The sequence below is a fragment of the Luteibacter mycovicinus genome, assembly GCF_000745235.1.
GTDB lineage: Bacteria > Pseudomonadota > Gammaproteobacteria > Xanthomonadales > Rhodanobacteraceae > Luteibacter > Luteibacter mycovicinus.
This window is the reverse complement of record NZ_JQNL01000001.1, coordinates 2,804,820-2,829,208: the sequence shown is the minus strand read 5'-3', so window position 1 is coordinate 2,829,208 and position 24,389 is coordinate 2,804,820. Positions and strand designations below refer to the sequence as shown.

Below are 24,389 nucleotides of genomic sequence, written 5' to 3'. Positions count from 1 at the left end.
GCAGGCCCTGCGTCCCATACAATGCGCGGTCTCCCCCGTCCCGACCCACCCCAAGTGAACCCACAGATCCTCCGTCCCGAACTCCCGACCGGCGCCGAGCCGGCACGCGCGCGTATCACGTCCGCCTGGTTGCGCGACGAAACCGAGGCCGTGAACGACCTGCTTGCCCAGGCCACATTGCCCCCGACCGAGCGTGAGCACGTCATCGACGTGGCCGCCGGCCTGGTGACCCGGGTTCGCGCCCGCGCCAAGGACCAGAGCGCCGTCGAATCCTTCATGCGCCAGTACGACCTGTCCTCGGAAGAGGGGGTCCTGCTGATGTGCGTGGCCGAAGCGCTGCTGCGCATCCCCGACAAGGCCACGGCGGACAAGCTCATCCGCGACAAGCTGGGCGATGCGGACTGGAAGAAACACCTGGGCCAGAGCGAGTCGGTGTTCGTCAACGCCTCGACCTGGGGCCTGATGCTCACCGGCCACCTGGTCAACCTGGCGGAAGAAACCCGCCACGACTTCACCTCCGCGCTGCGCCGCCTGGTCGGCCGCGCCGGTGAACCGGTAGTGCGCCTCGCCGTGCGTCAGGCCATGCGGATCATGGGCCACCAGTTCGTGATGGGTCGCACCATCAAGGAAGCGCTGGACCGTTCCGCCGAAAAAGAGCACGCGGTCTACCGCTATTCGTACGACATGCTCGGCGAGTCGGCGCTGACCCAGGCCACGGCTGAGCGTTACCAGCAGGATTACCGCGACGCGATCAACGCGCTCGGTGGCCGTGGTCCGTTCACCAGCAACCTCGAAGCGCCGTCGATCTCGGTCAAGCTGTCGGCGCTGCATCCGCGCTACGAAGTGGCCAACCGCGCCCGCGCCCGTGCCGAACTCGGCGCCAAGCTGCTCGAACTCTCGCAGCTGGCCTTCAGGAACGGCATCGCGCTGTCCGTCGACGCCGAAGAAACCGATCGCCTCGAGCTCTCGCTCGACATCATCGGCGACGTCTTCGAGCATCCGTCACTGCAGGGCTGGAACGGCCTGGGCATCGTCATCCAGGCGTACCAGAAGCGCGCGCCGTTCGTGATCGACTGGGTGACCGAGAAGGCTCGTACCACCGGTCGCCGCTGGTTCGTACGACTGGTCAAGGGCGCCTACTGGGACGCCGAGATCAAGCGTTCGCAGGAAAACGGCCTGTCGGGCTATCCGGTGTACACGCGCAAGCCCAACACCGACGTCTCGTACCTGGCCTGCGCGCATCGTCTGTTCGCCGCCGGCAGCGACGCGGTGTATCCGCAGTTCGCCACGCACAACGCGCACACCATCGCCGCGATCCATCACATCGCCAGGGGCCGTCCGTACGAAAACCAGCGCCTGCACGGCATGGGCGCGGACCTCTACGCGGAAGTGATCGGCAAGGACAAGCTCAACGTGCCCTGCCGCGTGTACGCGCCGGTGGGCAGCCACGAAGACCTGCTGCCTTACCTGGTCCGCCGCCTGCTCGAGAACGGCGCCAACACCAGCTTCGTCAACCGCGTGGTCGACGAAAGCGTGCCGGTGCGCGACCTGGTCGCCGACCCGTGCGAAACGGTGCGCGCCTTCACCTCCATTCCCCACCCCCGCATTCCCCTGCCGGTCAATCTCTACGGCGAACTTCGGAAGAACTCCATGGGCATGAACTTCGCTAACGACAACGAGCTCAACGAGCTCGCCGACGCCGTCAACCGCCACAGCGGTCCGTGGACGGCCGCGCCGCTGGTCGCCGGTGGCAGCACCGCTGGTGTGAAGACCGAAGTGACGGATCCGTCCGATCGTCGCCGCATCGTCGGCACGGTCGAGAACGCCGATCCGGCGCTGGTCGACAAGGCGCTCGCCGCCGGTGTGAAGGCGCAGCCGGGCTGGGACCGCCTGCCGGCCGCGAGCCGCGCCGCGATCCTCGAGCACGCCGCCGAGCAGCTCGAGCACAACCGCGCGGAGTTCATCGCGCTGTGCGTGCGCGAAGCCGGCAAGAGCCTGCCCGACGCCATCGCCGAAATCCGCGAAGCCGCCGACTTCCTGCGCTACTACGCCACGATGGCGCGTCGCCTGTTCGGCCAGCCCGAGCAGCTGCCGGGCCCCACCGGTGAGAGCAACCAGCTGTTCCTCAATGGCCGCGGCGTCTTCGTCTGCATCAGCCCGTGGAACTTCCCGCTGGCGATCTTCCTCGGTCAGGTGGCCGCCGCGCTCGCCGCCGGTAACGCGGTCGTCGCCAAGCCCGCCGAGCAGACCTCGCTGATCGGCTACGCCGCCGTGAAGCTGCTGCACGCCGCGGGTGTGCCGGCCGACGTGCTGCAGTACCTGCCGGGCGACGGTGCCACGGTCGGTGCCGCCCTCACCCGCGACCCGCGCGTCGCCGGCGTCGCCTTCACCGGCTCGACCGACACCGCCTGGGCGATCAACCGTGCGCTGGCCGCGCGGAATGCGCCGATCGCCGCGCTGATCGCCGAGACCGGCGGCCAGAACGCGATGATCGCCGACTCGTCCGCGCTGCCCGAGCAGATCGTCAAGGACGTGATCAACTCGGCGTTCCAGTCGGCCGGCCAGCGTTGCTCCGCCGCGCGCGTACTGTTCGTGCAGGAAGACATCGCCGACAAGGTGATCGACATGCTCGCCGGTGCCATGGCCGAGCTGAAAGTCGGCAACCCCGGACTGCTCTCGACCGACGTCGGCCCGGTCATCGACGAAGACGCGCGCCAGATCCTCGTCGACCACGCCGCGCGCATGGATCGCGAAGCGAAGAAGATCGGCGAAGTCGCCCTGCCGGAAGCCACGACGCACGGCACGTTCTTCGCGCCGCGCGCCTACGAGATCCCGTCGCTGGACGTGCTCACGCGCGAAGTGTTCGGCCCGGTGCTGCACGTCATCCGCTGGAAGGGCGCCGACCTGGAGAAGGTCGTCGACCAGATCAACGCGACGGGCTTCGGCCTGACGCTGGGTATCCACAGCCGCATCGACGACACCATCGATTACATCTCCAGCCACGCGCGCGTCGGCAACTGCTACGTCAACCGTAACCAGATCGGTGCGGTGGTCGGCGTGCAGCCGTTCGGCGGCGAAGGCCTGTCCGGCACCGGCCCCAAGGCGGGTGGCCCGCACTACCTGCTGCGCTTTGCCGGCGAACGGACGCTCACGGTCAACACCACCGCCGCCGGTGGCAATGCGTCGTTGCTGACGATCGGCGAGTAATCGCCGGCCTGCGTCAGCGCTGGCCATTCGAAGCCGCGCCCCTGCGAGGGCGCGGCTTTTTTCTGCGCGCAATTCCGGCAACTCGCCGGCAACTCTTTTACGCGACGGTGGAAGATCAAATGCCCGGCCCGTTGCAGCCCGGACACGCCAGTCCTAGGCTGAAGCATGTCAGGACACGACGTCGCTGACCCATCGTGCCGCGAGGGAACCACCGATGAACCACAGGATGTGGGCGCGTATCGTCGCTGTGCTGATGCTGGTGTGCTCCGTTGCAAGCCACGCGGCACCCGGGCGCGCAAAGAGCGAGCTTTGTCCGGCGCCTTTCATTTCGGACGGGCAGTGGAGCGTGGGGCCTTATGGACCCATCCTGACACTGCACACGACACTCTGCGGACGTCTGGCGGATGGCTACGATCTGGCCTCCGTGTATGTCGAGGTGGTCAAGCGCTTCAGCGGCAATCCGCTCTGGTACAACCCGCAAGGACTGCGCGACCAGGTTCGCTGCCACTTCGCGCTCTTTCGTCAGGATGTCACGTTCGAGATCGAGCCCAGCCTGCCTTACGTCGGCGAAGCCCGGACCATAACGTCGCGGTGTAAACCGAAAGTCGCCGACCCCGATCCGCCGGCAAAGAGCTGAACCGACATGAAGACGAGAACGTGCCATCTCACCGCCTTCATCACGCTCGCCTGCGGTGTGGTGACCGCCTGCGCTTCCACACCGGACCCACGGGAGATAACGTCATCGCGCGCCGTCAAGGCTCCGCCCTCCGACTGCCCGCCCCCTTTTGTCGAAAAGGGCGAGTGGACCATCGACGAATACGGCCCGATCCTGCATATCACGCCGACGGCATGTGGGCGCCAGGCGCGAAACCGGGATCCGACGTATGTCGACGTTTTCGACGACGAGGTCCTCAGCAAGTTTTCGGGAAACCCTCTCTGGGATATGGGGCATAACACCAGGGGCTTGCTCGACCAGCTGGAGTGCCACGTCCGGCTCTATCCCGACAAGCCGACCTACAACATCGAACCGACGCGACCCTATGTAGGGCGCAGGAAGACCGAGCAGGAGCAATGCAACCCGTCGGTGTACGATCCCGATCCCGCACCCAAAACCTGATCCGCCGCGCTACGCCTCACGGCCTATTGCGCAGTGCTACGGCGTGATGCAAGAGTTGCCATACTTCGCGTCGGCCGGTACCCGACGTCCATCCCCCAGAGGAGGACAGCGACATGACGTCGCCCGGTACCGATTGCCTGATCCAGCAAGACCGCGGCCATGCCCGCACGATCACCATGCGGGCGCCCTCACCAAAGGGACACCTGACGCCGCTGCAACATATACGCTCGCACAAGGAACTCATGCATCTGAGCTTGCCGCAGGGCAATGAACAAGCCAGTGAGCGTCAGGTGCTGTCGTTTGCCCATCTCGATGAAGGACAGTTGCCGGCCGATGTGCCATTTCGCATCCCCGGAGCGTGGATACTTCCTGTCGAAAAGGACGCCTTGATCGGCGTTCTCGAAGACGACGACGAAAGTCGCGTCGTGTTGACGGCACGACGCGGGTCGAAGAACGAGTGCCTCGTATTGTTCGATGCCAGTTACCGGAAGGTATGCGTCAGCGTCCTGCAGCCGCCGTCGACCCATGAAGCGACCATCACGTTTCTGCGTCATACGACGTTCGCGCGTCTGTACGCGGCGCACTATGAAAAGAGCGGCAATGGGTGCATCGAACGGATGGATAAGCTGGCTGCCCAGAATCTGCACGAGATCCAGGGCATCGTCTGGCGCGGCATGGCCATGGGCATCGAGCGAATCGAACTGATCCCGTGAGGCACTCAAACGAAGACGGCCTCCTTGCGGAGGCCGTCGATCAGGCATTTTAAAAATGCTTATTTGAGACCGCGATCCTTCAGCATCGGCTCGATGCTCGGCTCCTTGCCGCGGAAGTCACGGTAGAGCTTGCCGAGTTCTTCCGTGTTGCCCTTCGACAGGATCTTGTCGCGGAAGATCTGGCCGTTTTCGCGGGTCAGGCCGCCGTGCTCCTTGAACCACTCGAAGGCATCCGAGTCGAGCATCTGCGTCCACAGGTACGCGTAGTAACCGGCGGCATAACCGTTACCCCAGATATGCTGGAAGTAGCTGGAGCGGTAACGCGGCGGCACCTGCGCCAGCGTAAAGCCGGCCTTTTTCAGCGCATCGGCTTCGAACTGGTCGACGTCCTGCTTCTTGTCGCTGGCCGGCAGCATGTGCCACTGCATATCGAGCAGCGCCGCCGAGATCAGCTCGCTCATCGCGTAGCCCTGATTGAAGCTCGAGGCCTTCTTGATCTTTTCGACCAGCTCGGCAGGCATGGGCGCGCCGGTCTGGTAGTGCTTGGCGTAGTTGGCGAAAACCTTCGGGTCGGACGCCCACTGTTCGTTGAACTGCGACGGGAACTCGACGAAGTCGCGCGCGGTATTCGCGCCCGAAAGCGACGGGTACTGCGAGTCGGCGAACATGCCGTGCAGCGCGTGACCGAACTCGTGGAACATGGTGGTGACGTCGTCGAACGAGATCAGCGCCGGCTGGCCCGGGGCGGGCTTGCTGAAGTTGGCGACGTTATAGACCACCGGCTTGTTGCCGAACAGCTTGGACTGGTCGACGAGATTGCTCATCCACGCGCCGCCGTTCTTGTTGTCGCGCTTGAAGTAATCGACGTAGAACAGCGCCATCGAGGTGCCGTCCTTGTCGAACACCTCGAACACGCGCATGTCGGGCTGCCAGGTCGGGATGTCCTTGCGCTCTTTGAACGTGATCCCGTAGAGCTGGTTAGCGGCGTAGAACACGCCGTTCTGCAGCACGTTGTCGAGTTCGAAATACGGCTTGACCTGCGCTTCGTCGAGATCGTACTTGGCCTTGCGGACCTTCTCGGCGTAATGGTCCCAGTCCCATGCCTGGACCTGGAAGCCACCCTTTTCCTTGTCGATCACATCCTGGATGTCCTTCGACTCGCTCTTCGCGCGGGCGACCGCCGCAGGCACCAGGCGCTCCATGAACTTCTCGGCGGCCTCGGGCGTCTTCGCCATCTGGTCGTCGAGTTTCCATGCGGCGTAATTGGGGAACCCAAGAAGCTTGGCGCGTTCGGCGCGCAACTGCGCAATGCGCGTGATGGTCTCGCGCGTGTCGTTGGCGTCGCCGTGCTCAGCGCGCTCCCACGAGGCCTTGAACAGCTTCTCACGAGTGGCGCGATCGTTCAGGCCCTGCAGGGCGGGCTGCTGCGTGGTGTTCTGCAGCGCGACCACGTACTTGCCGTCGAGCTTGCGATCTTTGGCGGCATCGGCGGCGGCGGCGATGTCGCCGTCGGACATGCCATCGAGTGCTTTCTTGTCATCGACCACCAGCGCGCCAGCCTTGGTATCGGCGAGCAGCATGTTGGTGAATTTCGTGCTGAGGGTCGACTCTTCCTTGTTGAGCTCTTTCAGCCTGGTTTTGTCGGCTTCGGAGAGCTTCGCGCCTTCATGCACGAAGTCCTTGTAAGTGACCTCGAGCAGACGTGCCGATTCCGGATCGAGTTTGAGCGAATCGCGCTTCTCGTAGAGCGCCTCGACGCGCTTGAACAGCTTGTCGTTGAGGTAGATGGCATCGCTGTGCGCGGCGAGTTTGGGCGACTCTTCTTCGTCGACCTTCTGCAGCGTGTCGTTCGTGTTCGCGCCGGTGAGCGCGTTGAAGACGCTCTGCGCGCGCTTGAGCAGCACGCCGGACTTTTCCATTGCGACGATGGTGTTGTCGAAGGTCGGCTCGTCGGCCGAATTGGCGATCGCCTCGATCTCGGCGATCTGCTGCTTCATGCCTTCTTCAATAGCCGGCTGGAAGTCGCCGTCGGCGATCTTGTCGAAGGGCGGCGCCTGGAACGGCAGCGTGCTGGCGACCAGCAGCGGGTTCTCGTGCGCGGCCGGGGCGGCGGCGGTCGTAGCCGCATGGGCGGGAGCCGTGCCGGCGGGTGCCGGGGCGGTGGCCTTATCGGCGTCGTTCGACGACGAGCAGGCGGCGGTGAGAGCGATCGAAGTGGCGATCACGAGGCTACGGACCTTCAGCATGGGTAGGTTGTCCCCTGGCGGTGAGCAAAGCGCCGACTCTAGCGGCGTAAGCCCGGCGGGGACAACCGCCATCAGTCAGGGCAAGGGTTTTCACCGGGTGTCGCGCAGCTCCCAGCTGGAGCCGATGAGAAGATTCAGACGATGCTTGACGATCCGCATGGGCAGCGATGTCGTCAGCTGAATGTCGGTGCGGTCGTTGGACAGCTCACCTTTTGCCGAAGCGGTGCCGTCGGTCACGCCCAGGCTGGGATCGACCTCATCCGGCTCGGGCTGCCTGGCGCGCCAGCGCTGGAACAAGCCATCGCCGCGCATGGCGTCGGCGATGTCCGTGGCGAGCTTGTCCGGGCCGATGCCCTCGAACGAAAGCTCCGGGTCCGGACCTTTCGCCCGGCTCATGTCTTTGATCGAAAGAAAGTACGTGGTCATGACGTCCTAGTTACGGCCGCGCGCGTGAAGCCGCCGTCAGCCCAGCGGGGAGAGATCGAGAAACATGGCCGCATCGGGTGGGGCCACGCGGTAAGGCAGCACGCCCAGACAGGGGGCGGCCAGGCTCGCCCGGAGCGTTGCGATGTTTTCTTCCAGCAGCGGCATCGTCGGCTCGATGATGTTGGCGATCCAGCCGGCGAAGCGACAGCCGTCGGCCTCGATCGCCCGTGCGGTGAGACGGGCATGACTGATGCAGCCAAGGCGGACACCGACCACCATCACGACCGGCAGGTCCCAGCGACGGGGAATGTCCTCGGCCGAGATGCCGTCCCCCAGTGGCACCAGCCAGCCGCCGACGCCTTCGACCACCACACGCTCGTAGTCGGCGGCCAGGGACTGAAAGGCCGCGTCCAGCGGCGGCCAGGTGACGGGTCGTCCGCTGCGCAGGGCAGCCAGATGAGGGGCCACGGCCTCCTCGTAGGCGAGCGGGTTGACCAGCGCATACGGGGGCGGGGGCGCGCTGGCGCCGATCAGATCGAGCGCGTCCTGATTACGCAGGCCCTCCCGGCTTCGCGCCGAGCCGCTGGCCACCGGCTTCATGCCGGCGACGCGCTCGCCCGCCTGACGAAAGGCATGAACCAGAGTCTGGGCTCCGTGCGTCTTGCCGATGCCGGTGTCGGTACCGGCGACGAAGAGGTGTCGCGACATGCTGTGACGGCCTTGCGGGGACAGGGTCGTGGCACCATACACGTCTTCTTCCGATCACGAATCCCCTGGATATATCGCCATGTTTGAAGCCAAGGCGCTCGCCACCGACGACAAGGCCACCCTCTACGCCGAGCTGCTGCAGCAGGCGAAGGGGCTGATGCACGGCGAGACGAATACGATCGCCAATGCCGCCAACTTCGCCGCACTGATCTACGACGCCGTACCCGATCTCAACTGGGCCGGGTTCTATCTGTTCGATGGCACCGAGCTGGTCGTCGGCCCGTTCCAGGGCAAGCCCGCCTGCATCCGCATCGCGCTGGGTCGCGGCGTGTGCGGGACGGCCGCGCAGACGCGGCAAACCCAGGTCATCCGTGACGTGCACGACTTCGACGGCCACATCGCCTGCGATGCCGCATCGAATTCGGAGATCGTGGTGCCGCTGGTCAAGGCCGACGGCAGCCTGTTCGGCGTGTGGGACGTGGATAGCCCGTCGGTGGCGCGCTTCGATGACGAGGATCGTCGCGGGATGGAGGCGCTGTGCGAGGCTTTTATGGTTACCGTCGCCTGATACCTTGATCGCGCGGGCGCGCTCCTACCTGTAGGAGCGCGCCCGCGCGATGTTTTTTATAGTTCGTGCGGTCGCGGCGTAGCCAGCAACTCCATCACCCGCGCCCGCGCTTCCTCGATACCGGTCTTGGCCAGCGACGAGAACATCTGCACGGTCCCCGGCACGTTGTTCTTGCGGAAATCCTTGCGCAGCGTTTCCAGAGCGGCTGACGCCTGGCCGCGCGACAGCTTGTCGGCCTTGGTCATCAGCACGTGGCACGGCAGGTCGGTGGCCGCGCAGAACTCGATCATGGTGCGGTCGAAGTCCTTCAGCTCATGGCGAATGTCCACGATCAGCACGATGCCGCGCAGGCTCCGGCGCATCTTCAGGTAGGCGTCGATCTCGCCACGCCAGTGCTTGCGCATGGCTTCGGGCACCTTGGCGTAGCCGTATCCGGGAAGGTCGACCAGGCGCGCGTCCACCGGCGACTCGCCCTCGATCTTCAGTGGCGCCAGGTCGAACACCACCATCAGCTGCGTGCGCCCCGGCGTCTTCGACGTGCGGGCCAGGCCGTTGTGCCCGGTCAGCGCGTTGAGGGCGCTCGATTTGCCGGCGTTGGAGCGACCGGCGAACGCCACTTCGGCGCCCTGGTCATAGGGCAGCTGGGTGATTTCATTCGCGGCCAGGACGAAGCGGGCGCTGTTGAGGGGGTTCGAAGACATGTTCGGCGGGCCGGGGAGCGTATACGACAGTCCGGCAGTGTATGCGATACCGCGCGGAGCCGCGCGCCGCACCGGTTTGACCGGGCTCTCTCCCGCCCCCCATAATCTTTTGATCGCGGCGCGCTGGGGAGTTCGCCCGACTCGGAAGCATCCCTCCTGGAGATAGCTATGAAGTTTCGGCACGCCGCCGCTGCCATTACCGCGATGCTCGTCATGAATCTCGCCACGGCTCAGACCGCGGCACCCGCCAGGGCAGGCACCGCCCCGGCAGCGGCAGGCACCGCCGCGAAACCGGGCGCGAATCCGGCGACCGACCCGGCGACACCGGGGATGCCGAAGACCGAAACCAGCACCGCGCCCGTCGGCGGCACCACCGCCGCGATCAAGCCCGGTGACGCCACCGCCGGTCAGGGCAAGGCCGCTGCCTGCGGCGCCTGCCACGGCCTCGACGGCAACTCCACCGATCCGCAGTACCCGCGTCTGGCCGGACAAAGCGAGCAGTACATCGCCGCGCAACTGGCCGACTTCAAGTCGGGCAAGCGTTCCAATCCGATCATGGCTGGCTTTGCCGCGCCACTGAGCGAACAGGACATGCACGACATCGGCGCCTACTTCGCCACCAAGGCGTCGCTGCCGGGCGTGGCCGATCAGGCCTATGTCGATCAGGGCCAGAAGCTCTATCGCCAGGGCGATGTCGATCGCGGCATTCCCGCCTGCATGGCCTGCCATGGGCCGGACGGCGGCGGCAACCCGGGCGCGCGCTACCCGCAGCTGACCAGTCAGCACGCGAAGTACGTTGAGTCGCGGCTCAAGGCCTGGCACGAGGGCGGCACGCCCAACGACGACCCGCACACGAAGATCATGGTGACCATCGCGCAGAAGCTCGACGACAAGGATATCGCCGCCGTCGCCAGCTATATCGAGGGTCTGCACACGAACGAGGCGACGCAGGCCGCACCCGCGACGCCCTGATGGCGTTAAAGTTGGAAGATCGAACGGGCCCCTTCGGGCCCGTTCTCGTTTAAGAAGGTAAGAAAAGGAACCCTGATGCGTATGCGCCTTCCCCTCCTCTGCGCCGCCCTGATCGGCCTCGCGGCCTGCAGCTCCGGCAACAACGATGCGGCCACCACGCCGCCACCCGCCGCCGCTTCCACCGCCGCGCCGGCTCCGGCCGCCGCGCCGGCCGCGCCGTCCACCGCCAGCGCGCCAGCCGCCACGGATGCCACCGCTTCGGCCGCCCCGGTCGCCGCGCCCAGCGACGCCGACGACAAGCGCCCGCCGGCCAAGCCCTTCGTCGACGACGGCAAGTGGGTCGAAGGTAAGCACTACTTCCGCATCGATCCGTCGCAGCCCACCAGCACCCCGGGCAAGATCGAAGTGACCGAGGTGTTTTCGTACGGCTGCCCGGCCTGCTTCCAGTTCCACGGCATCGTCGACCAGCTGGTCAAGGACCTGCCGCGCGGCACGGTCATGACCTTCACGCCCGCCTCGTTCCGCCCGGATGAGAACTGGCCGCTGCTGCAGCGCGCCTATCTCACCGCGCAGGCCTTCGGCGTCGACAAGCAGAGCCACGACGCCATGTTCGACGCCGTCTTCAAGAGCGGCGAGCTGGGCATCATGGATCAGCAGACCAACAAGCCGAAGCCGCAGTCGGCATGGCCGACCATCGACGACGTCGCAAAGTTTTACGCGAAGTACGGCGTCAAGCCGGAAGAGTTCGTGGCTACGGCCAACTCCTTCACGATCAACACCAAGATGAAGCGGGCGGATGAACTGATCCGTGCCTACGAGGTCGATAGCACGCCGACCATCGTAGTGAACGGCAAGTACCGCTTCACGGCGATCACGGCCGGTGGCTATCCCCAGGCGATAGAGCTCGCACAATGGCTCATCAGCAAGGAAGCCGCGGGTAAGTAACCGCGTTCTCGACCTCTCACGGAGATATCCATGTTCAAGCGTCTCTCGCTCCTTTTCGTCGGCCTCGCGCTCACCGCCGCGTGCAGCGCCAAGCCGGCCGAAGGTGCGCCCCCCTATACCGAAGGTCAGCAGTACGTGGCCACCACCACCCCGCAGCGCCTCGATCCGAAGGACGGCAAGGTGGAAGTGGTCGAGGTGTTCTCGTACGGCTGCATCCATTGCGCCCACTACGAGCCGTACGCGGAGACCCTGCAGAAGAAGTTGCCCAAGGGCGTGACGTTCCGCGTCATTCCGGCGGCATTCAACGATGCATGGCTGCCGTACGCGCAGGCTTACTACGCGGCCAAACAGCTTGGCGTGGCCGAGAAGGCCCATGCCGCACTGTTCAAGGCGATCCACACCGATCACTACCCGATCGCCACGATCGACGAGCTGGCCGACTGGTACGCGAAGAACTACGGTGTCGACAAGGCCAGGTTCCTGCAGCTGGCGACCAAGGACGATGCCATCCGTCAGCGGATCCTCGCCGACGGCAAGCTGATTCAGAACTGGGGCATCGACGGCACGCCCACGGTCGTGGTCGACGGCAAGTACCGCAGCGCGCAGATCAAGGACTTCGACGAGCTCAACGGCGTCGTCAGTTACCTGGTCGACAAGGAACTGAAGGGCGGCAAGTAAGCCCTGACGATCGCCTGCCCTCCGTTCACACGACGGAGGGCATTCTCTGGCGTTATCGCCAGACGAGACCCGACAAAGCCCCTCACATGACCCGCTTCACGCCGCCATCCATCCTCGCTCCGGAGCGCACCCTGCGCCTTCTGAGCTGCAACATCCTCGCCGGCGCGAGCGTCCAGCGGTACACGGACTACGTCACGCGCAGCGTGAACGCGGTCCTTCCGGGCCGCTCGAAGCTGGCAAACCTGGACTCGCTCGCCGAGCTCCTTCACGAATTCGATGTGGTCGGCTTGCAGGAAGCCGATGCTGGCAGCCTGCGCTCCGGCTTCCTCAACCAGACCCGTTACATCGCGGAAGCCGCCGGCATGCCCTTCTGGAGCCATCAGCCGAACCGGCCGATGGCGCGCGTCGCGCATTCCGCCAACGGCCTGCTCAGCCGCATCGAGCCCACCGAAGTCATCGACTATCCGCTGCCCGGCCGCATCAAGGGCCGGGGCGCGCTGTTCGTGCGTTTCGGCACGGGGGCCGATGCTCTGGTGGTGGTCATCGCCCACCTGTCTCTGGGCGCCGCGGCACGCATGGGACAGCTGGGTTTCATCGCGGAATTGCTCGCGCCCTATCCGCATGCGGTACTGATGGGCGACCTCAACACCGAGCCCACCTCACCCGAGATGCAGCGCCTGTTCGAGAAGACCGCCCTGCAGATGCCGACGATCAGCACACCGACGTTTCCCAGCTGGAAACCGCGCCGTGCGCTCGACCACATCCTCACGTCGGCCGACATCAAGCTCGAGCGCACGTGGACATTGCCGCGGGCGTTCTCCGATCATCTGCCGCTCGCCGCCGAAATTCGCCTGCCGCTCGCGCTAGCCGAAGCCGCTGGCGCCGCCACCCCCTGAGGTAAGTCGTCCATGAAATCGAGCCTGCGCGCCGCCCTGCCCTGGGCCGTCATCATTATCGTCGCGTTCGCCGCCACCGTGCTGCGTTACGGCTTTATCGAGCCGGCCGATGCGGCGCATGCCTGCGACGGCGCGGGCGGTCCGTGGTGGTGCGGCACGCGCAACCTCATCGTGCAGGGCTTCCTGACCTACGCCTACGGATACGCGGCGGTGCTGATGGCGCTGGTGGCGCTGTTCTGGCGTAGCACCGTGTCGGCGGTGCTGGCGGCGTCGCTGGGCGTGATCGCGCTGCAGCTGTATTGCTACGAGGGCGGCGCGGTGGCGCTGCTGATCGGCTCGCTGCGACTGGTACGTGCGCAGTTCGGTGGAGCGGAGCCCGCGGCGGCCTGACTAAAGCCGCCGTGCCCGCCGCCAGGCCGTCAGCACCGGCCACGCCAGCGCCAGATTGAGCAGCAGCCAACCCCAGGAGACCGCGTTGACACCGGTTTCCTCGACGACGACCGCGATACCCAGCAGCGGAATCCACACCGCCATCAAGCGCTCCTCGACCAGCGGCATCAGGCTGTCCTCGCGCGTGCGCAGCAGCCCCAGCAGGAAGAACCCGATGCAAGGCAGCGCGAACAGGCCGATCGGGAAATCGCGATAGCGACCGTTGAAGACCTGCAGAATCCCGTACAGGGTCAGTACGAACATCCAGAAGAAGCGCTGCGGTGTAAACGCGTCCGACCACGCGATACCCAGGCGACGGCGCTCGACCGGACGCGGTGCGACCGCCGCCAGATCGATCGGCGATGCCAGACGCGCGGCGATCGCACGCCCCAGCGACAGCGCCGTCGCCAGTGCGACGACTCCGATGATGATGCCGGTAGCCCATTCGACGTTGTCGCGCGCGGCGAAGGACAGGAGCCGCGCGTGCGCCGCCAACGCCGTGCCCGAGGCAAAACCGGCGAGCGCCAGCGACACCCAGCCCGACGCGCCGTGCCAGCGACGGCGAACGGCGCCCGCAAGCAGGAACAGCAGCGCACCCACGCCGCCGATGCCGAGTGCCCAGGTCCAGCGCGGCTCTTCGACGATCGGGCCCTGCATCGCGAACTTCGGCTTCGCATCCACGTCGAAGATGCCCCAGTAGCCGCCGACCGTGCCTTCCAGGTCGCGCTTCCACGGCTGATCGAAGGCCTCGATCACGTTGTAGGGCATGTCGACCGTGGCGGCGTAGTTGAGGAACTCGCGCATGTAGCGCGCCTCGTTGACCAGGCTCGCACTCGCGTGCCGGCGCGTACGGCCCTGGCTGGGCCAGCCTGTCTCGCCGATCATGATCTGCTTGCCCGGGAACTCGCCCTTCATCTTCTGGTAGACGTCGGCCACATGGCGCACGGCGTCTTCCGGAGCGACGGGCTCGTCTTCCCAGTAGGGGAGAATGTGAATCGTGAGGTAGTCCGTGACCTTGGCCAGTGCCGGGTGCTTCTGCCAGAACTCCCACACGTCAGCGTAGGTGACTGGTACGTCGGTCGCTTCGTTGACGCGGGCGATGTAGGCCGCGAGCGCCTTTTCCGACAACTCGCCCCGGAGAAGCACCTCGTTACCGACGACGATGCCCCGCAGACTGTCGTGATCCCGACGCGCGGCCTCGATGCCCAGCTTGATCTCGCGCTCGTTGGCGACGGGGTCGCGCCCCAGCCAGATGCCCATCAACACCTTCATGTGGTATCGGCCGGCGATGTCAGGCACGGCGCCCAGTCCCTGCCCCATGGAATACGTGCGCACGCAGTCGAAACGCGTGGACAGCGCCTTAAGGTCGGCATCGATCCGCTCGGGCGGGATAAACGCGTTGAGGTCGAACGGCGTCTCGCCCTTGAGCCGGAAGGGCGCGTAGGACACGCAGGCGATCTTCGCCGTCGGCGAATCCGGCAGGGCGATCGGGCGGCCCAGCACAAACCAGTAGCCAGCGCCGAAGACGGCGGCGGCAACGAGCACGAGCCATGCGAGCGGTCGCGCGAATCGCGCGTAAGGAAGATGGGGCGGCATGCCGTTCCAGTTCGAGAGCGTAAAGGGGGAAGCCGGACAAGCTTAACGGGCCGGGCCCGCGAGGGCGATTGCCGCTGCATTGGCTGCGTTCATCAAGCCTGCGCACACGCTTCCCTTACAATGATGCGGTACGTACACGTGAAGGAATCCCGATGGTCTCCGCCCCGGCAACGCGACGCGCCGCCCGCTCCATTCGCCTCCTGGCCGGCCTCGCCATTGCCGCCTGCGGCCTCGCCGGTAGCCTCCGGGCCTCGGCGGAAGGTTCCGACACGGAGCGCACGCGCTTCCGCCAGGCCTACGCAACGGCCCAGCAGGGCGGCGATGCATGGCGCGCCCAGGCCACCGGACTCGAACACTACGTGCTTTTCCCGTACCTGGAAGCCGCGTCGCTGGAGCATGATCTGCGGACGCTCGATCGCGCCCGCGTCGATGCCTACCTCGCCGCCAACCCCGGCCTCATCCCTGCCGCCGACCTGCGCCGCGACTTCCTCAACGAGCTGGCGCGCCGTAAGGACTGGGTGACTTTCACCGCGATGTACCAGCCCGGTCTCGGGGACGGACTGAGTTGTTTCGCCCTGCAGGCCAAGCTGTCGCGCGGCCAGCCGCTCGTCTTCGAGACCGACCTGGCCGACCTGTGGAAGAAGGCCAGCCTGCCGAACGCATGCGATCCGGTGCTGAGCGCCGCGCATGACCAGGGCCTGCTGACGCCCGATCGCCTGTGGACGCGGATCCAGACCGCCGCCGATGCGGGCAAGGGCGGCACGGTGGCCGGACTCGCCGCCTGGCTTCCGCCCGAAGATGCCGCTGCGGGCCAGCGCATCGCGCAGGCCCTCAACGACCCGACCAGTGCGCTGCGTGACGCGGCCACCTGGCCGGATACGCCGCGCCATCGTCAGGCCGTGACGCTCGCCCTGCAGCGCATGGCCCGCAAGCAGTCGACCGTGGCCGACAGCGCATGGACCTCGCTGGCGCCGCGCTTCTCACTGAGCGAGCAGCAGAAGGGCGCCGTTCTCAACGCCCTCGCCCTCTTCCACGCGACCGATTTCGACGAGTCGGCGCTCGATCGCCTGGTCGCGCTGCCGCCGGGTGCGCAGACCGACGCGACGCGCGAGTGGCGCGTGCGCGTCGCATTGGCCCGACAGGACTGGCCGGCGGCACTCGCCGCCATCGACGCGCTCGCGCCTGCGCAGAAAGACGACGGCGAATGGCGTTATTTCCGTGCGCTGGTGCTCGCAAAGCTCGGACGCCAGGGCGAGGCGAAGGCCATCTACCAGAACGTCGCACAGGAGGCGACGTACTTCGGATTCCTGGCCGCCGACCGGATCGATGCCTCGTATGCCATCTGCCCCGCGACGATGGCCACCGATGAGCGTCGTGAGGCCGCGTTGTTGACGGAGCCCGGCGTCGACCGCGCTTTCGAGCTCTACTCGGTCGGCCTGCAGAAGTACGCACGTCGTGAATGGACGGCCGCGCTGGCAGGGCGGGACGCCGACACCCAACGGCTCGCCGCCGACCTCGCCTTCCGCAAAGGCTGGTATGACCGTGGCGTCTTCGGCCTGTCGTCGGGCGAGGCCCTGCGCTTGTACGAACAGCGCTTCCCGCTGGCACGCCAGGATGGTGTGGTCGAACAGGCCAGCCAGGCTGGCATCGAAGCACCCTGGGCCTACGCCATCATCCGCGCCGAGAGCGCATGGATGACGGACGCCCGTTCCGGCGCCGACGCGCGAGGGCTGATGCAGCTGTTGCCCGGCACCGCGTCTCTCGTCGCCAGGCGTAACGGGCTTGCGTGGAGCGGCGGCGACAGCCTCTACGAACCGACGACCAACATCATTCTCGGCACGCGTTATCTCTCGCAGATGGCCGCCCGGTACAACGGGGCGCCCTGGCTGGCGAGCGCCGCCTACAACGCCGGCCCGAACAAGGTCGACCAGTGGGTGAGCGCCCGTGGCTCGCTGGACCCCGACCTCTTCGTCGCGAGCATCCCCTACAAGGAGACGCGCGAATATGTCGCACGCGTGATGGCCTTCGCCGTGATCTACGATTGGCGGCTGACGGGTAATGCGCTGCCGATCGGGTCGCGCATGACACGGATCGGCAGCATGTATGCCCTGCCTAGCCCTGGCGCCGTACGTAAACCGGTCTCCTGTCCGGCGCCTTCGGTCGCCAGACCCGCACCCCCCACGGCGCCGGCTGTCACCCAGCCGGCGCCCGCCGAGGCGACTTCCGCTCCGGCCCCACAGGAACCCCAGAGCTGACTCGCTTGGCGTCGGGCGCCAAGCGGCCTAGGCTGAACTCATGAACGCTCAACGCATTGTCATCCTCGGCGGCACCGGCTTTGTCGGCGGCACGCTCGTACCCCGGCTTGCCGCCGACGGACACTCGCTTCTGTTGCTGTCACGCAACCGGGAAAACCGCCGGCATAGCGCGGTGGGTCGGCAGGTCACCACGGTCAGCGCCGACGTCTACGACCCCGCCGTCCTGCGCAGGCACATCGCGGGAGCGGATGCCGTCATCAACCTGGTGGGCATCCTCAGCGAGAGCGGTCGTCAGACCTTCCAGCGAGCGCACGTCGAACTGACCCGCCTGATCATCGAGGCCTGTCAGGCCACGGGCGTCCATCGTCTGCATCAGATGAGTTCACTCAAGGCCGGCCAGGGGCTGTCCAGATACCTGCGTTCGCGCGGTGAGGCGGAGGCCCTGGTCAAGGGGTCGACGCTCGACTGGACCATCTACCAGCCCAGCACGATTTTCGGCCCGGGCGACGGACTCGTCACACGCTTCGACAAGCTGCTGCGCGTCGCGCCCGTGATGCCGTTGCCGCGCCCGCAGGCGAAGATGGCGCCCGTCTACGTAGGCGATGTGGCGGAAGCCATCGCCCGCTCGGTCGCCAACCCGGCGATCGGCGCCTTGCGCACGTTCGAACTGTACGGGCCCGAGACCTTGACGCTGATCGACATCGTGCGTGCCATTCGTGATGCGCGTGGCCGCCGCCGTGTCGTCATCCCCATGCCTGACAGCCTCGGCCGCCTGCAGGCGGAGTTCGCGCAGTTCGTGCCGGGCAAGCCGTTCACGCCGGATAATTTCCTCTCGCTGCGTACGGATTCCGTCGGCAAGGTCGACGGCCTCGCGCAGCTGGGCATCGCGCCTCAGTCCTTTTCCGCCTGGTTGCCGCGTCTGCTCGGCCAGCCCGTTCGTCAGCGCCGCCTGGATGAAGCGCGCACCAAACGTCGGCCCTGAACGATCTTATGGATATCTACCTCGTCGGCGGCGCCGTCCGCGATCAGCTGCTGGGCCGTCCGGTCGTGGATCGCGACTGGGTGGTCGTCGGTGCCACGCCCGAAGCCATGCTCGCCGCCGGCTATAAGGCCGTCGGCAAGGACTTCCCCGTTTTCCTGCACGGAGAAACGAAAGAGGAATACGCCCTCGCTCGTACCGAGCGAAAGACGGGTCGCGGATATCACGGGTTCGCGTTTCACGCCGATCCGTCCGTCACGGTGGAGCAGGACCTCGAGCGCCGCGACCTGACCATCAACGCCATCGCCCAGCACGAGGACGGCACGCTGGTGGACCCGTTCGGTGGCGTAGGCGACATCGAGACACGCACGTTGCGTCATGTGTCGGATGCCTTCGCCGAAGATCCGGTCCGCCTGCTGCGCGTTGCGCGCTTCGCCGCACGTTACGCTCCGCTGGGCTTCACCGTAGCGGAGGACACCATGGCGCTGATGCGACGCATGGTCGACGACGGTGAAATCGACCATCTCGTTCCCGAGCGCGTATGGGCCGAGACCCGCAAGGCACTCGCCGAACCGGCGCCGTCGGTCTTCGTGCGTGTGCTTCGGGATAGCGGCGCGTTGCGCGTGCTGTTCCCGGAAGTGGACGCGCTGTACGGCGTACCGCAACGTCCCGAATACCACCCGGAAGTCGACACGGGCATCCACATCGAAATGGTGCTGGATGCCGCGGCCGCGCTCGCGCCCGGCGACGCTCTGGTCGGCTTCTGCGCCCTTACCCACGACCTCGGCAAGGCGCTGACACCGGCGGACGTCCTGCCTCGCCACATCATGCATGAGCAGCGCGGCATCGAGCCCGTGCGCGAGATCTCCGCGCGACTCAAAGTGCCGGCGGAATACGCCTTCATGGCGGAGATGGTCTGCAAACACCACCTCAACGCACACATGGCGCTCGAGCTGAAGCCGACCACGATTCTGCGCCTGCTCGAAGCACTCGGCGCGCTACGCCGACCGGAACGTCTCGAGACCTTCCTCCTTGCCTGCATGGCCGACAAGCGCGGCCGCGGCGGCAACACTGACGCCCCCTACCCGCAAGCCGATTTCCTGCGCGCCTGTCGCCAGGCCGCCGCGGCCGTTACCTCACAACCCTTCGTCGAAAAAGGCCTGCAAGGCCCGGCGATCGGCGAGGCCATGAAAAAAGCCCAGGCGTCAGCCATCGCGTCGGTGCTTAAGCCTTAAAGCCGAGCCCCCTGATCCGCCGCCAACACCGCAACCGGCAACGCCGCCGGATCCACGCCCTTGGCGAACATCATCACCTGAAACCGCTCCCCCATCTGATCGGGCAGGGTCAGCTTCTTCACTTCCTGCGACAGACGAAAGCGCGCCGCCTCATCGCTGAGCCGCAGGTAATCGTCCTCGAAGAACTCCTGCATCCCCGCCGCGATCAGAAACTGCGCCTGAGGGAGATACGCGGCGACACCGAACCCGGCGTTATTTCCCGCCTCCGCAAGCGCCGTGAAGTCGACCGATGCCGTCAGATCCTGCAGTCCCGGAAGAAAGAACGCGTCGCCATGCGCACGATGCCGATAAAACGCACGCAGCGTCCCGTCGGTGCGCTCAGGCAGGTAGTACTCACTGCGGGTGTAGCCGTAGTCGGCGAACACCATCGCGCCACGGCGCAACGTGCCCGCCACCGCCTGCATCCAGTACGGCAGCTGCGGAAGAATTTCCGTCCGGTAACCCGCGTCGAATTCGCGCCCGAGGTCACGCTCCACGTGACGGACGGCGCCGCCGACAAGCGCATCCGCCGGACGATCGCTACGCATGAAGCGGCCATCGCCGTCGAGGATCACGTACTCCTCGTAGATTTCTCCGTCGCGCGCGGTAAACCGCGTCGTCGGCAGCGCGTCGATCACTTCGTTGGCGAAGATCACGCCGTCCCACTCCTCCTCGAGTGGACCGTCGAGCCATACGGCACGTGCCGCAAGCCCGGCAGGAAGGTTCGCATGCAGTCGTTCGCGCTGACGCTCGCGCAGGTCGGCGCTGGGTTCCAGGATCATGAATCGGCGAGGCACGACACCCGCTGCCTCGAGCGCCAGCAGGGCTGCCTCGGCGAACGCGCCGCTGCCGCCGCCGATCTCGAGAAAATCCGCGTCGGGGCCGAGCGACGCCAGCACCGGCTCGAACGCGCGCACGACGCAACGGGCGAACAAGGTCCCCAGTTCCGGTGCCGTGACGAAGTCGCCGTCCGCGCCGAACTTGGTCTTGCCGGCGCTGTAATAACCGAGGCCAGGAGCGTAAAGGCAGCGTTCCATGAAACGAGAGAACGGCATCGGCCCATGGGCCGCGATCTCCTCGCGCAGGAGGCTGGTCAGGTGCTCGGAATGAGCGCGCTCGTCGGCGCTGGGTTCGGGAAGCCGGGTATTCATGCCTTCAGGATAAACGAAGGCATGGTCCTATTGCAGGGGAGCGCTTCCCGGGGATGCGAAGCCCCGGGAAGCGCCCGGACTCAGAAGTCCTGCTGTAGCGACAGGAACACGCCGCGGCGCGGACCGAACTGCGGCGCACCGACGCCGATGCCGGAACCGTCACGGAGTTCGTACGTGCGATCCAGCGCATTGACCAGAGCCAGCTGCGTGTGGGTAGCACCGAGGCTGGTGAGGTTGAAGTCGTGCGCCACGCTCAGGTTGAGCTGAAAGTACGACGGCATCGTGTCGCCGTTGGGCACGAGGCCGTCGCGGCGCAGGCCGGAACCGAACAGGTAGTCGGCACCGATGCGCGTGCTGTCGGCGAACGCGTAGCTGACGCCGCCCGACGAGGTGTACTTCTGGTCGTGATCCAGGTGAATGAAGTGGTCCTGGATGTAGGCGAGATCGTCCGGATCGAAGTTGTACTGACCCGTGATAATGCGCTTGCCGACGGAACGGTTGTACGCGAAGTTGAAGTACGCGGTCAGTGCGCCGCCATTGTAGTTCAGGGTGAACTCGTCGCCCTTGACCTTGCCCTGGTCGTAGTTGAAGGTCGAGTAGACCACGGCGGCGCCGAACTGGCCTTCGTCCTGGATGCGCGCAACGTGACGCAGATAGCTGTCGATGCCGACGGTCCACTGGTCACCCAGCTTCTGCGAGATGCCCACGTCGTAATAGCTGCTGCGCTCGGCCAGGGGCGTGTCGTTACCGTTGTCCGGCAGCGCGTTGGTCGTGCCGTTGAACTTGGCGATGGAGGTCGGGCTGATCGACTCGCTGGCCGGCGGCGTGAAGTAACGCGAGTAACCGGCGTGGATCGTCGTGCTGTCGGTCGGCTGATAGACGACGCCGAGGCGCGGGCTCAGCTGGCTTTCCGGCTTGAACGCATCGTAGCGATCCGCGCGCGCACCGTAGTTGACCGTCCACTTGTCGCCGATGCTCCACTCGTCCTGCAGGTACAGGGCATAGGTGCGGGCCAGGATGCGGCTGCTGTCGAGGATGTTCATCGGCGTGGTCGACGTCTGATTGCCGTCGGCATCGGCCGGGAACACCAGCGCATTATTGCTCGACGTCGCGCGCTCGAACTCACCGTAAACGCCGTAACGCAGCGTGTGGTTGTCGCCCAGCGGCGTGGAGAAGTCCGCCTGCAGCGTGGTCGCGCGGTTGGCGCGGTGGACGTCCGATGCGACCCCGTTGAACATCAGGTCGCCGATGTCGTCCGGCGTGAAGTTCAGACCGCTGTAACGTTCGCCCGCCGAGACCTGGTAGGCGGTGCTGCCCATCTTGCCCTGCAGGCTGAGGATGCCGAAGCGCGTCTTCTCCGACTGACGCTCGTTGAGCTGTGCCGAGTCGAAGTCAGTCACGTCGAGATAACCGAACTGCGGCGACTGGCCGGGATTGTTCGGGATCTCGAAGCGGTTGTTGGTCGCGCCGAACATGAAGCTGAGGCGCGTGTCGTTATTGATCAGGTACGAGATGTCGCCGAATGCCTTCACCTGGTTGGTGTGGTCGTGGATGGCCTTGCGGCTCGAGGTCGGGTTTTCGATACCGACATCGTTCTCAAGGTAGTTGGCGGTCAGGAAGAAGCTCCAGTCGTCCTTCTTGCCGAACAGCGTGGCATTCGGGTTGAGCGTGCCGAACTGGCCGCCGGTGATACCGACACTGCCACCGATGCCGTCCTTCGCCGTGCGGGTGGTGATGTCGACGATGGCCGCGGTGCGCTCGCCGTACTGCGCGGGCAGCGCGCCGGTGAGCAGCTTCACGCTGTCGATCATGCGGGCATCCAGCGTCTGGCCAAAGCCGCCGATGCTCTCGGGGATCAGCACGCCGTTGATGCGGTACTGCAGGTTGGCGTGGTCGCCACGCACATGCAGCTGGCCGTAGGAATCCTGCACCACGCCCGGCGCCTGGAGGACGACCTGGTTCAGCGGCGTCGAATCACCCAGCGGCAACGCCTGGATCGTCTGGCGATCCATGACGTACTGGCTGCTGCCGGTGTCGGGCGAAAGGCTGTTACGCGCCGCGTCGAGCTGCGCGCTGACATCCACTTCGCCCAGATTCGTGGTTTTTTGCGGCGGAGCCGGGTCATCGGTCGCGAAGGCCGGAGCGGCGGACAAGGCAAGGGCGATGCAGAGTGCAAGGCGAACGGGTGTCATCAGGGACTCTTCTTGGCAATGTTATAACGTAACTACCTGCGGCCGCAGGAAGGGGGAATTGGGCGAGGCGACTATGAGGTCTGGACCTTTCGAGCCGCTTTCATGCTTGAGATTTACCTCAAAGCATACACCCGCCCGTTGCGCCGCAACATGCGACCCGCCGCCCCGCCCCGATCAAACCCGGCTCCTTGTAGGAGCCAGCCCTGCTGGCGACCCACCCCGCCTCAAGGCTTCATGACCGACTCACGCTCCCACCCCCACCATTACCTCCATCGAATCCCAGGGAGCACACATGGCGAAGAACGACGCCACCTCCACCTCGAAAGAGATCATCGCCGTCGTCGCCGATCGCGCCGAAAGCCCCGTCGCGAAAGCCATTCTCGAGTTCGTCAGCCGCATCCCCGACAGCGACGTCCCCCGTGCCGCAAAGGGCACCGTCGAGGACGAATGCCGCCGCCTCTCCAGCGCGGCAGCGAACAAGGCGGGTCTCACCGCTGGTTCCCTCGCCCTGCCGCCGGGCCCGCTCGGCTGGCTGACCGTTCTCCCCGAACTCGTCGCCATTTGGCGCATCCAGGGCCAGCTGGTCAGCGACATCGCCGCCGCTTATGGCAAAACGGCGAAGCTCGGCCAGGAACAGATGCTCTGGTGCCTGTTCCGCCACACTGCCGCGCAGGCCTTCCGTGACATCGCCATCCGTGTCGGCGACCGCCTCGTCTTCCGTACGGCCGCCACCAGCGTCCTCCAGCGTCTCGCCGGTCGCATCGGCGTCAGCGTCTCGAAGCGCGCCGTAGGCAAAGGCATCTCACGCTGGCTGCCCATCGTCGGTGCACTAGGCGTTGGCGCCTACGCCTACTACGACACCGGCCAGGTCGCCAAAACCGCCATGGAACTCTTCAGCGGCGAAATCCACATCGAAGGCGACGACACCCCGGACGGCAGCGGCAGCAAGAAGTCCTCGCGCAACGAGCCGAAAGGCGAGCCAGCGCCACACACCTCGGGCGCCACCGGCCCAGTGGCAGCCAGCTCCGCTGGCGAAACCCCGCCTGGCCCCACCGCCAGGCGAGCCGCAGCCTCTGCAGGAGCCAGCCTTGCTGGTGGCGATGCGCCCAAAGGGCGCTCCCGCAAGGCAGCAACAAAAAAACCGGCCACCCCCAAACGCGCCACCGCCAAAAAATCCGCCGCCCGCAAAGCCACCCCCACCAGGGTCGCCAAGGCATCCACCAGGAAAGCGACAAAGAAAACCGCCGCCCGCCGCACGCCCGCAAAGAAACCAGCTGCCCGCAAAATCAAACCCGCGACGTGACGACAGCGCCCGTTTACGGCAAGCTCCCCACCG

General features: G+C 66.0%; 21 protein-coding genes. 14 read left to right on the top strand and 7 right to left on the bottom strand.

The window, feature by feature from the left end; all coding sequences use genetic code 11:
• Positions 1–21 precede the first annotated feature (21 nt).
• The 4 genes from putA to FA85_RS12335 all read left to right on the top strand — a co-directional run bounded on the left by putA (position 22) and on the right by FA85_RS12335 (position 5,037).
• Complete coding sequence (gene putA, locus FA85_RS12350; RefSeq protein WP_051944048.1) at positions 22–3,207, top strand: bifunctional proline dehydrogenase/L-glutamate gamma-semialdehyde dehydrogenase PutA; 3,186 nt, start codon at positions 22–24, stop codon at positions 3,205–3,207.
• 214 nt (positions 3,208–3,421) lie between these two features.
• Positions 3,422–3,844 carry a DUF2599 domain-containing protein gene (locus FA85_RS12345; RefSeq protein WP_036116351.1) on the top strand — a complete coding sequence of 141 codons (423 nt, stop codon included), beginning with the start codon at positions 3,422–3,424 and terminating at the stop codon, positions 3,842–3,844.
• 6 nt (positions 3,845–3,850) lie between these two features.
• Entirely contained in the window at positions 3,851–4,324 is a 474-nt protein-coding gene (locus tag FA85_RS12340; RefSeq protein ID WP_036116353.1) for a DUF2599 domain-containing protein, read from the top strand.
• A 113-nt stretch (positions 4,325–4,437) separates the two neighbouring features.
• Entirely contained in the window at positions 4,438–5,037 is a 600-nt protein-coding gene (locus FA85_RS12335) for a hypothetical protein (protein ID WP_036116355.1), read from the top strand.
• Between the two features lie 59 nt (positions 5,038–5,096).
• Here FA85_RS12335 and dcp read toward each other — a convergent pair whose 3' ends face one another.
• The 3 genes from dcp to bioD all read right to left on the bottom strand — a co-directional run bounded on the left by dcp (position 5,097) and on the right by bioD (position 8,417).
• The gene (gene dcp / locus FA85_RS12330; protein WP_036116356.1) at positions 5,097–7,283 is read right to left on the bottom strand and encodes a peptidyl-dipeptidase Dcp; all 2,187 of its coding nucleotides are present in this window, start codon (positions 7,281–7,283) and stop codon (positions 5,097–5,099) included.
• A gap of 90 nt (positions 7,284–7,373) precedes the next feature.
• Positions 7,374–7,709, bottom strand: a complete 336-nt coding sequence (locus FA85_RS12325; RefSeq protein WP_036116358.1) for a hypothetical protein — start codon at positions 7,707–7,709, stop codon at positions 7,374–7,376.
• 36 nt (positions 7,710–7,745) lie between these two features.
• Positions 7,746–8,417 (bottom strand): dethiobiotin synthase, encoded by a 672-nt coding sequence (bioD, locus tag FA85_RS12320; RefSeq protein WP_036116359.1) that lies wholly within the window; start codon positions 8,415–8,417, stop codon positions 7,746–7,748.
• A 79-nt stretch (positions 8,418–8,496) separates the two neighbouring features.
• Here bioD and FA85_RS12315 point away from each other — a divergent pair, with 79 nt between their 5' ends.
• Complete coding sequence (locus FA85_RS12315) at positions 8,497–8,985, top strand: GAF domain-containing protein (RefSeq protein ID WP_036116361.1); 489 nt, start codon at positions 8,497–8,499, stop codon at positions 8,983–8,985.
• Between the two features lie 56 nt (positions 8,986–9,041).
• On the opposite strand, the gene yihA is transcribed toward FA85_RS12315, so the two are convergent.
• Complete coding sequence (gene yihA, locus FA85_RS12310) at positions 9,042–9,686, bottom strand: ribosome biogenesis GTP-binding protein YihA/YsxC (protein WP_036116362.1); 645 nt, start codon at positions 9,684–9,686, stop codon at positions 9,042–9,044.
• Between the two features lie 168 nt (positions 9,687–9,854).
• Between yihA and FA85_RS12305 the strand changes: the two genes are divergently transcribed.
• From FA85_RS12305 to FA85_RS12285, 5 genes are all read left to right on the top strand, one after another.
• Positions 9,855–10,658, top strand: a complete 804-nt coding sequence (locus tag FA85_RS12305; protein ID WP_239739899.1) for a c-type cytochrome — start codon at positions 9,855–9,857, stop codon at positions 10,656–10,658.
• A gap of 75 nt (positions 10,659–10,733) precedes the next feature.
• Positions 10,734–11,603: a thiol:disulfide interchange protein DsbA/DsbL gene (locus tag FA85_RS12300; protein WP_036116364.1), complete on the top strand. Its 870-nt coding sequence runs from the start codon at positions 10,734–10,736 to the stop codon at positions 11,601–11,603.
• 30 nt (positions 11,604–11,633) lie between these two features.
• Positions 11,634–12,281 carry a thiol:disulfide interchange protein DsbA/DsbL gene (locus tag FA85_RS12295; RefSeq protein ID WP_036116366.1) on the top strand — a complete coding sequence of 216 codons (648 nt, stop codon included), beginning with the start codon at positions 11,634–11,636 and terminating at the stop codon, positions 12,279–12,281.
• An 86-nt stretch (positions 12,282–12,367) separates the two neighbouring features.
• Complete coding sequence (locus FA85_RS12290; protein ID WP_036116368.1) at positions 12,368–13,177, top strand: endonuclease/exonuclease/phosphatase family protein; 810 nt, start codon at positions 12,368–12,370, stop codon at positions 13,175–13,177.
• Positions 13,178–13,189: 12 nt separating this feature from the next.
• Positions 13,190–13,567 carry a hypothetical protein gene (locus tag FA85_RS12285; protein WP_051944050.1) on the top strand — a complete coding sequence of 126 codons (378 nt, stop codon included), beginning with the start codon at positions 13,190–13,192 and terminating at the stop codon, positions 13,565–13,567.
• On the opposite strand, the gene FA85_RS12280 is transcribed toward FA85_RS12285, so the two are convergent.
• The gene (locus FA85_RS12280) at positions 13,568–15,202 is read right to left on the bottom strand and encodes a glycoside hydrolase family 17 protein (RefSeq protein ID WP_036116370.1); all 1,635 of its coding nucleotides are present in this window, start codon (positions 15,200–15,202) and stop codon (positions 13,568–13,570) included.
• A 152-nt stretch (positions 15,203–15,354) separates the two neighbouring features.
• Here FA85_RS12280 and FA85_RS12275 point away from each other — a divergent pair, with 152 nt between their 5' ends.
• From FA85_RS12275 to FA85_RS12265, 3 genes are read left to right on the top strand one after another with little or no spacing between them, the layout of a single operon-like run.
• The gene (locus tag FA85_RS12275) at positions 15,355–17,457 is read left to right on the top strand and encodes a transglycosylase SLT domain-containing protein (RefSeq protein WP_036116371.1); all 2,103 of its coding nucleotides are present in this window, start codon (positions 15,355–15,357) and stop codon (positions 17,455–17,457) included.
• Between the two features lie 40 nt (positions 17,458–17,497).
• Positions 17,498–18,439, top strand: a complete 942-nt coding sequence (locus FA85_RS12270) for a complex I NDUFA9 subunit family protein (RefSeq protein WP_036116373.1) — start codon at positions 17,498–17,500, stop codon at positions 18,437–18,439.
• An 8-nt stretch (positions 18,440–18,447) separates the two neighbouring features.
• Positions 18,448–19,671 carry a multifunctional CCA addition/repair protein gene (locus FA85_RS12265; protein WP_036116375.1) on the top strand — a complete coding sequence of 408 codons (1,224 nt, stop codon included), beginning with the start codon at positions 18,448–18,450 and terminating at the stop codon, positions 19,669–19,671.
• Here the strand turns inward: FA85_RS12265 and FA85_RS12260 are convergent.
• On the bottom strand, positions 19,668–20,861 hold the full coding sequence (locus FA85_RS12260) for a class I SAM-dependent methyltransferase (protein ID WP_036116377.1): 1,194 nt from the start codon (positions 20,859–20,861) through the stop codon (positions 19,668–19,670). The two genes, FA85_RS12265 and FA85_RS12260, sit on opposite strands and share 4 nt — an antisense overlap.
• Before the next feature lie 80 nt (positions 20,862–20,941).
• Complete coding sequence (locus FA85_RS12255; protein WP_036116378.1) at positions 20,942–23,053, bottom strand: TonB-dependent receptor; 2,112 nt, start codon at positions 23,051–23,053, stop codon at positions 20,942–20,944.
• 292 nt (positions 23,054–23,345) lie between these two features.
• On the opposite strand from FA85_RS12255, the gene FA85_RS22400 reads away from it, so the two are divergent.
• Positions 23,346–24,356 (top strand): hypothetical protein, encoded by a 1,011-nt coding sequence (locus tag FA85_RS22400; RefSeq protein WP_239739903.1) that lies wholly within the window; start codon positions 23,346–23,348, stop codon positions 24,354–24,356.
• Positions 24,357–24,389: the final 33 nt, after the last annotated feature.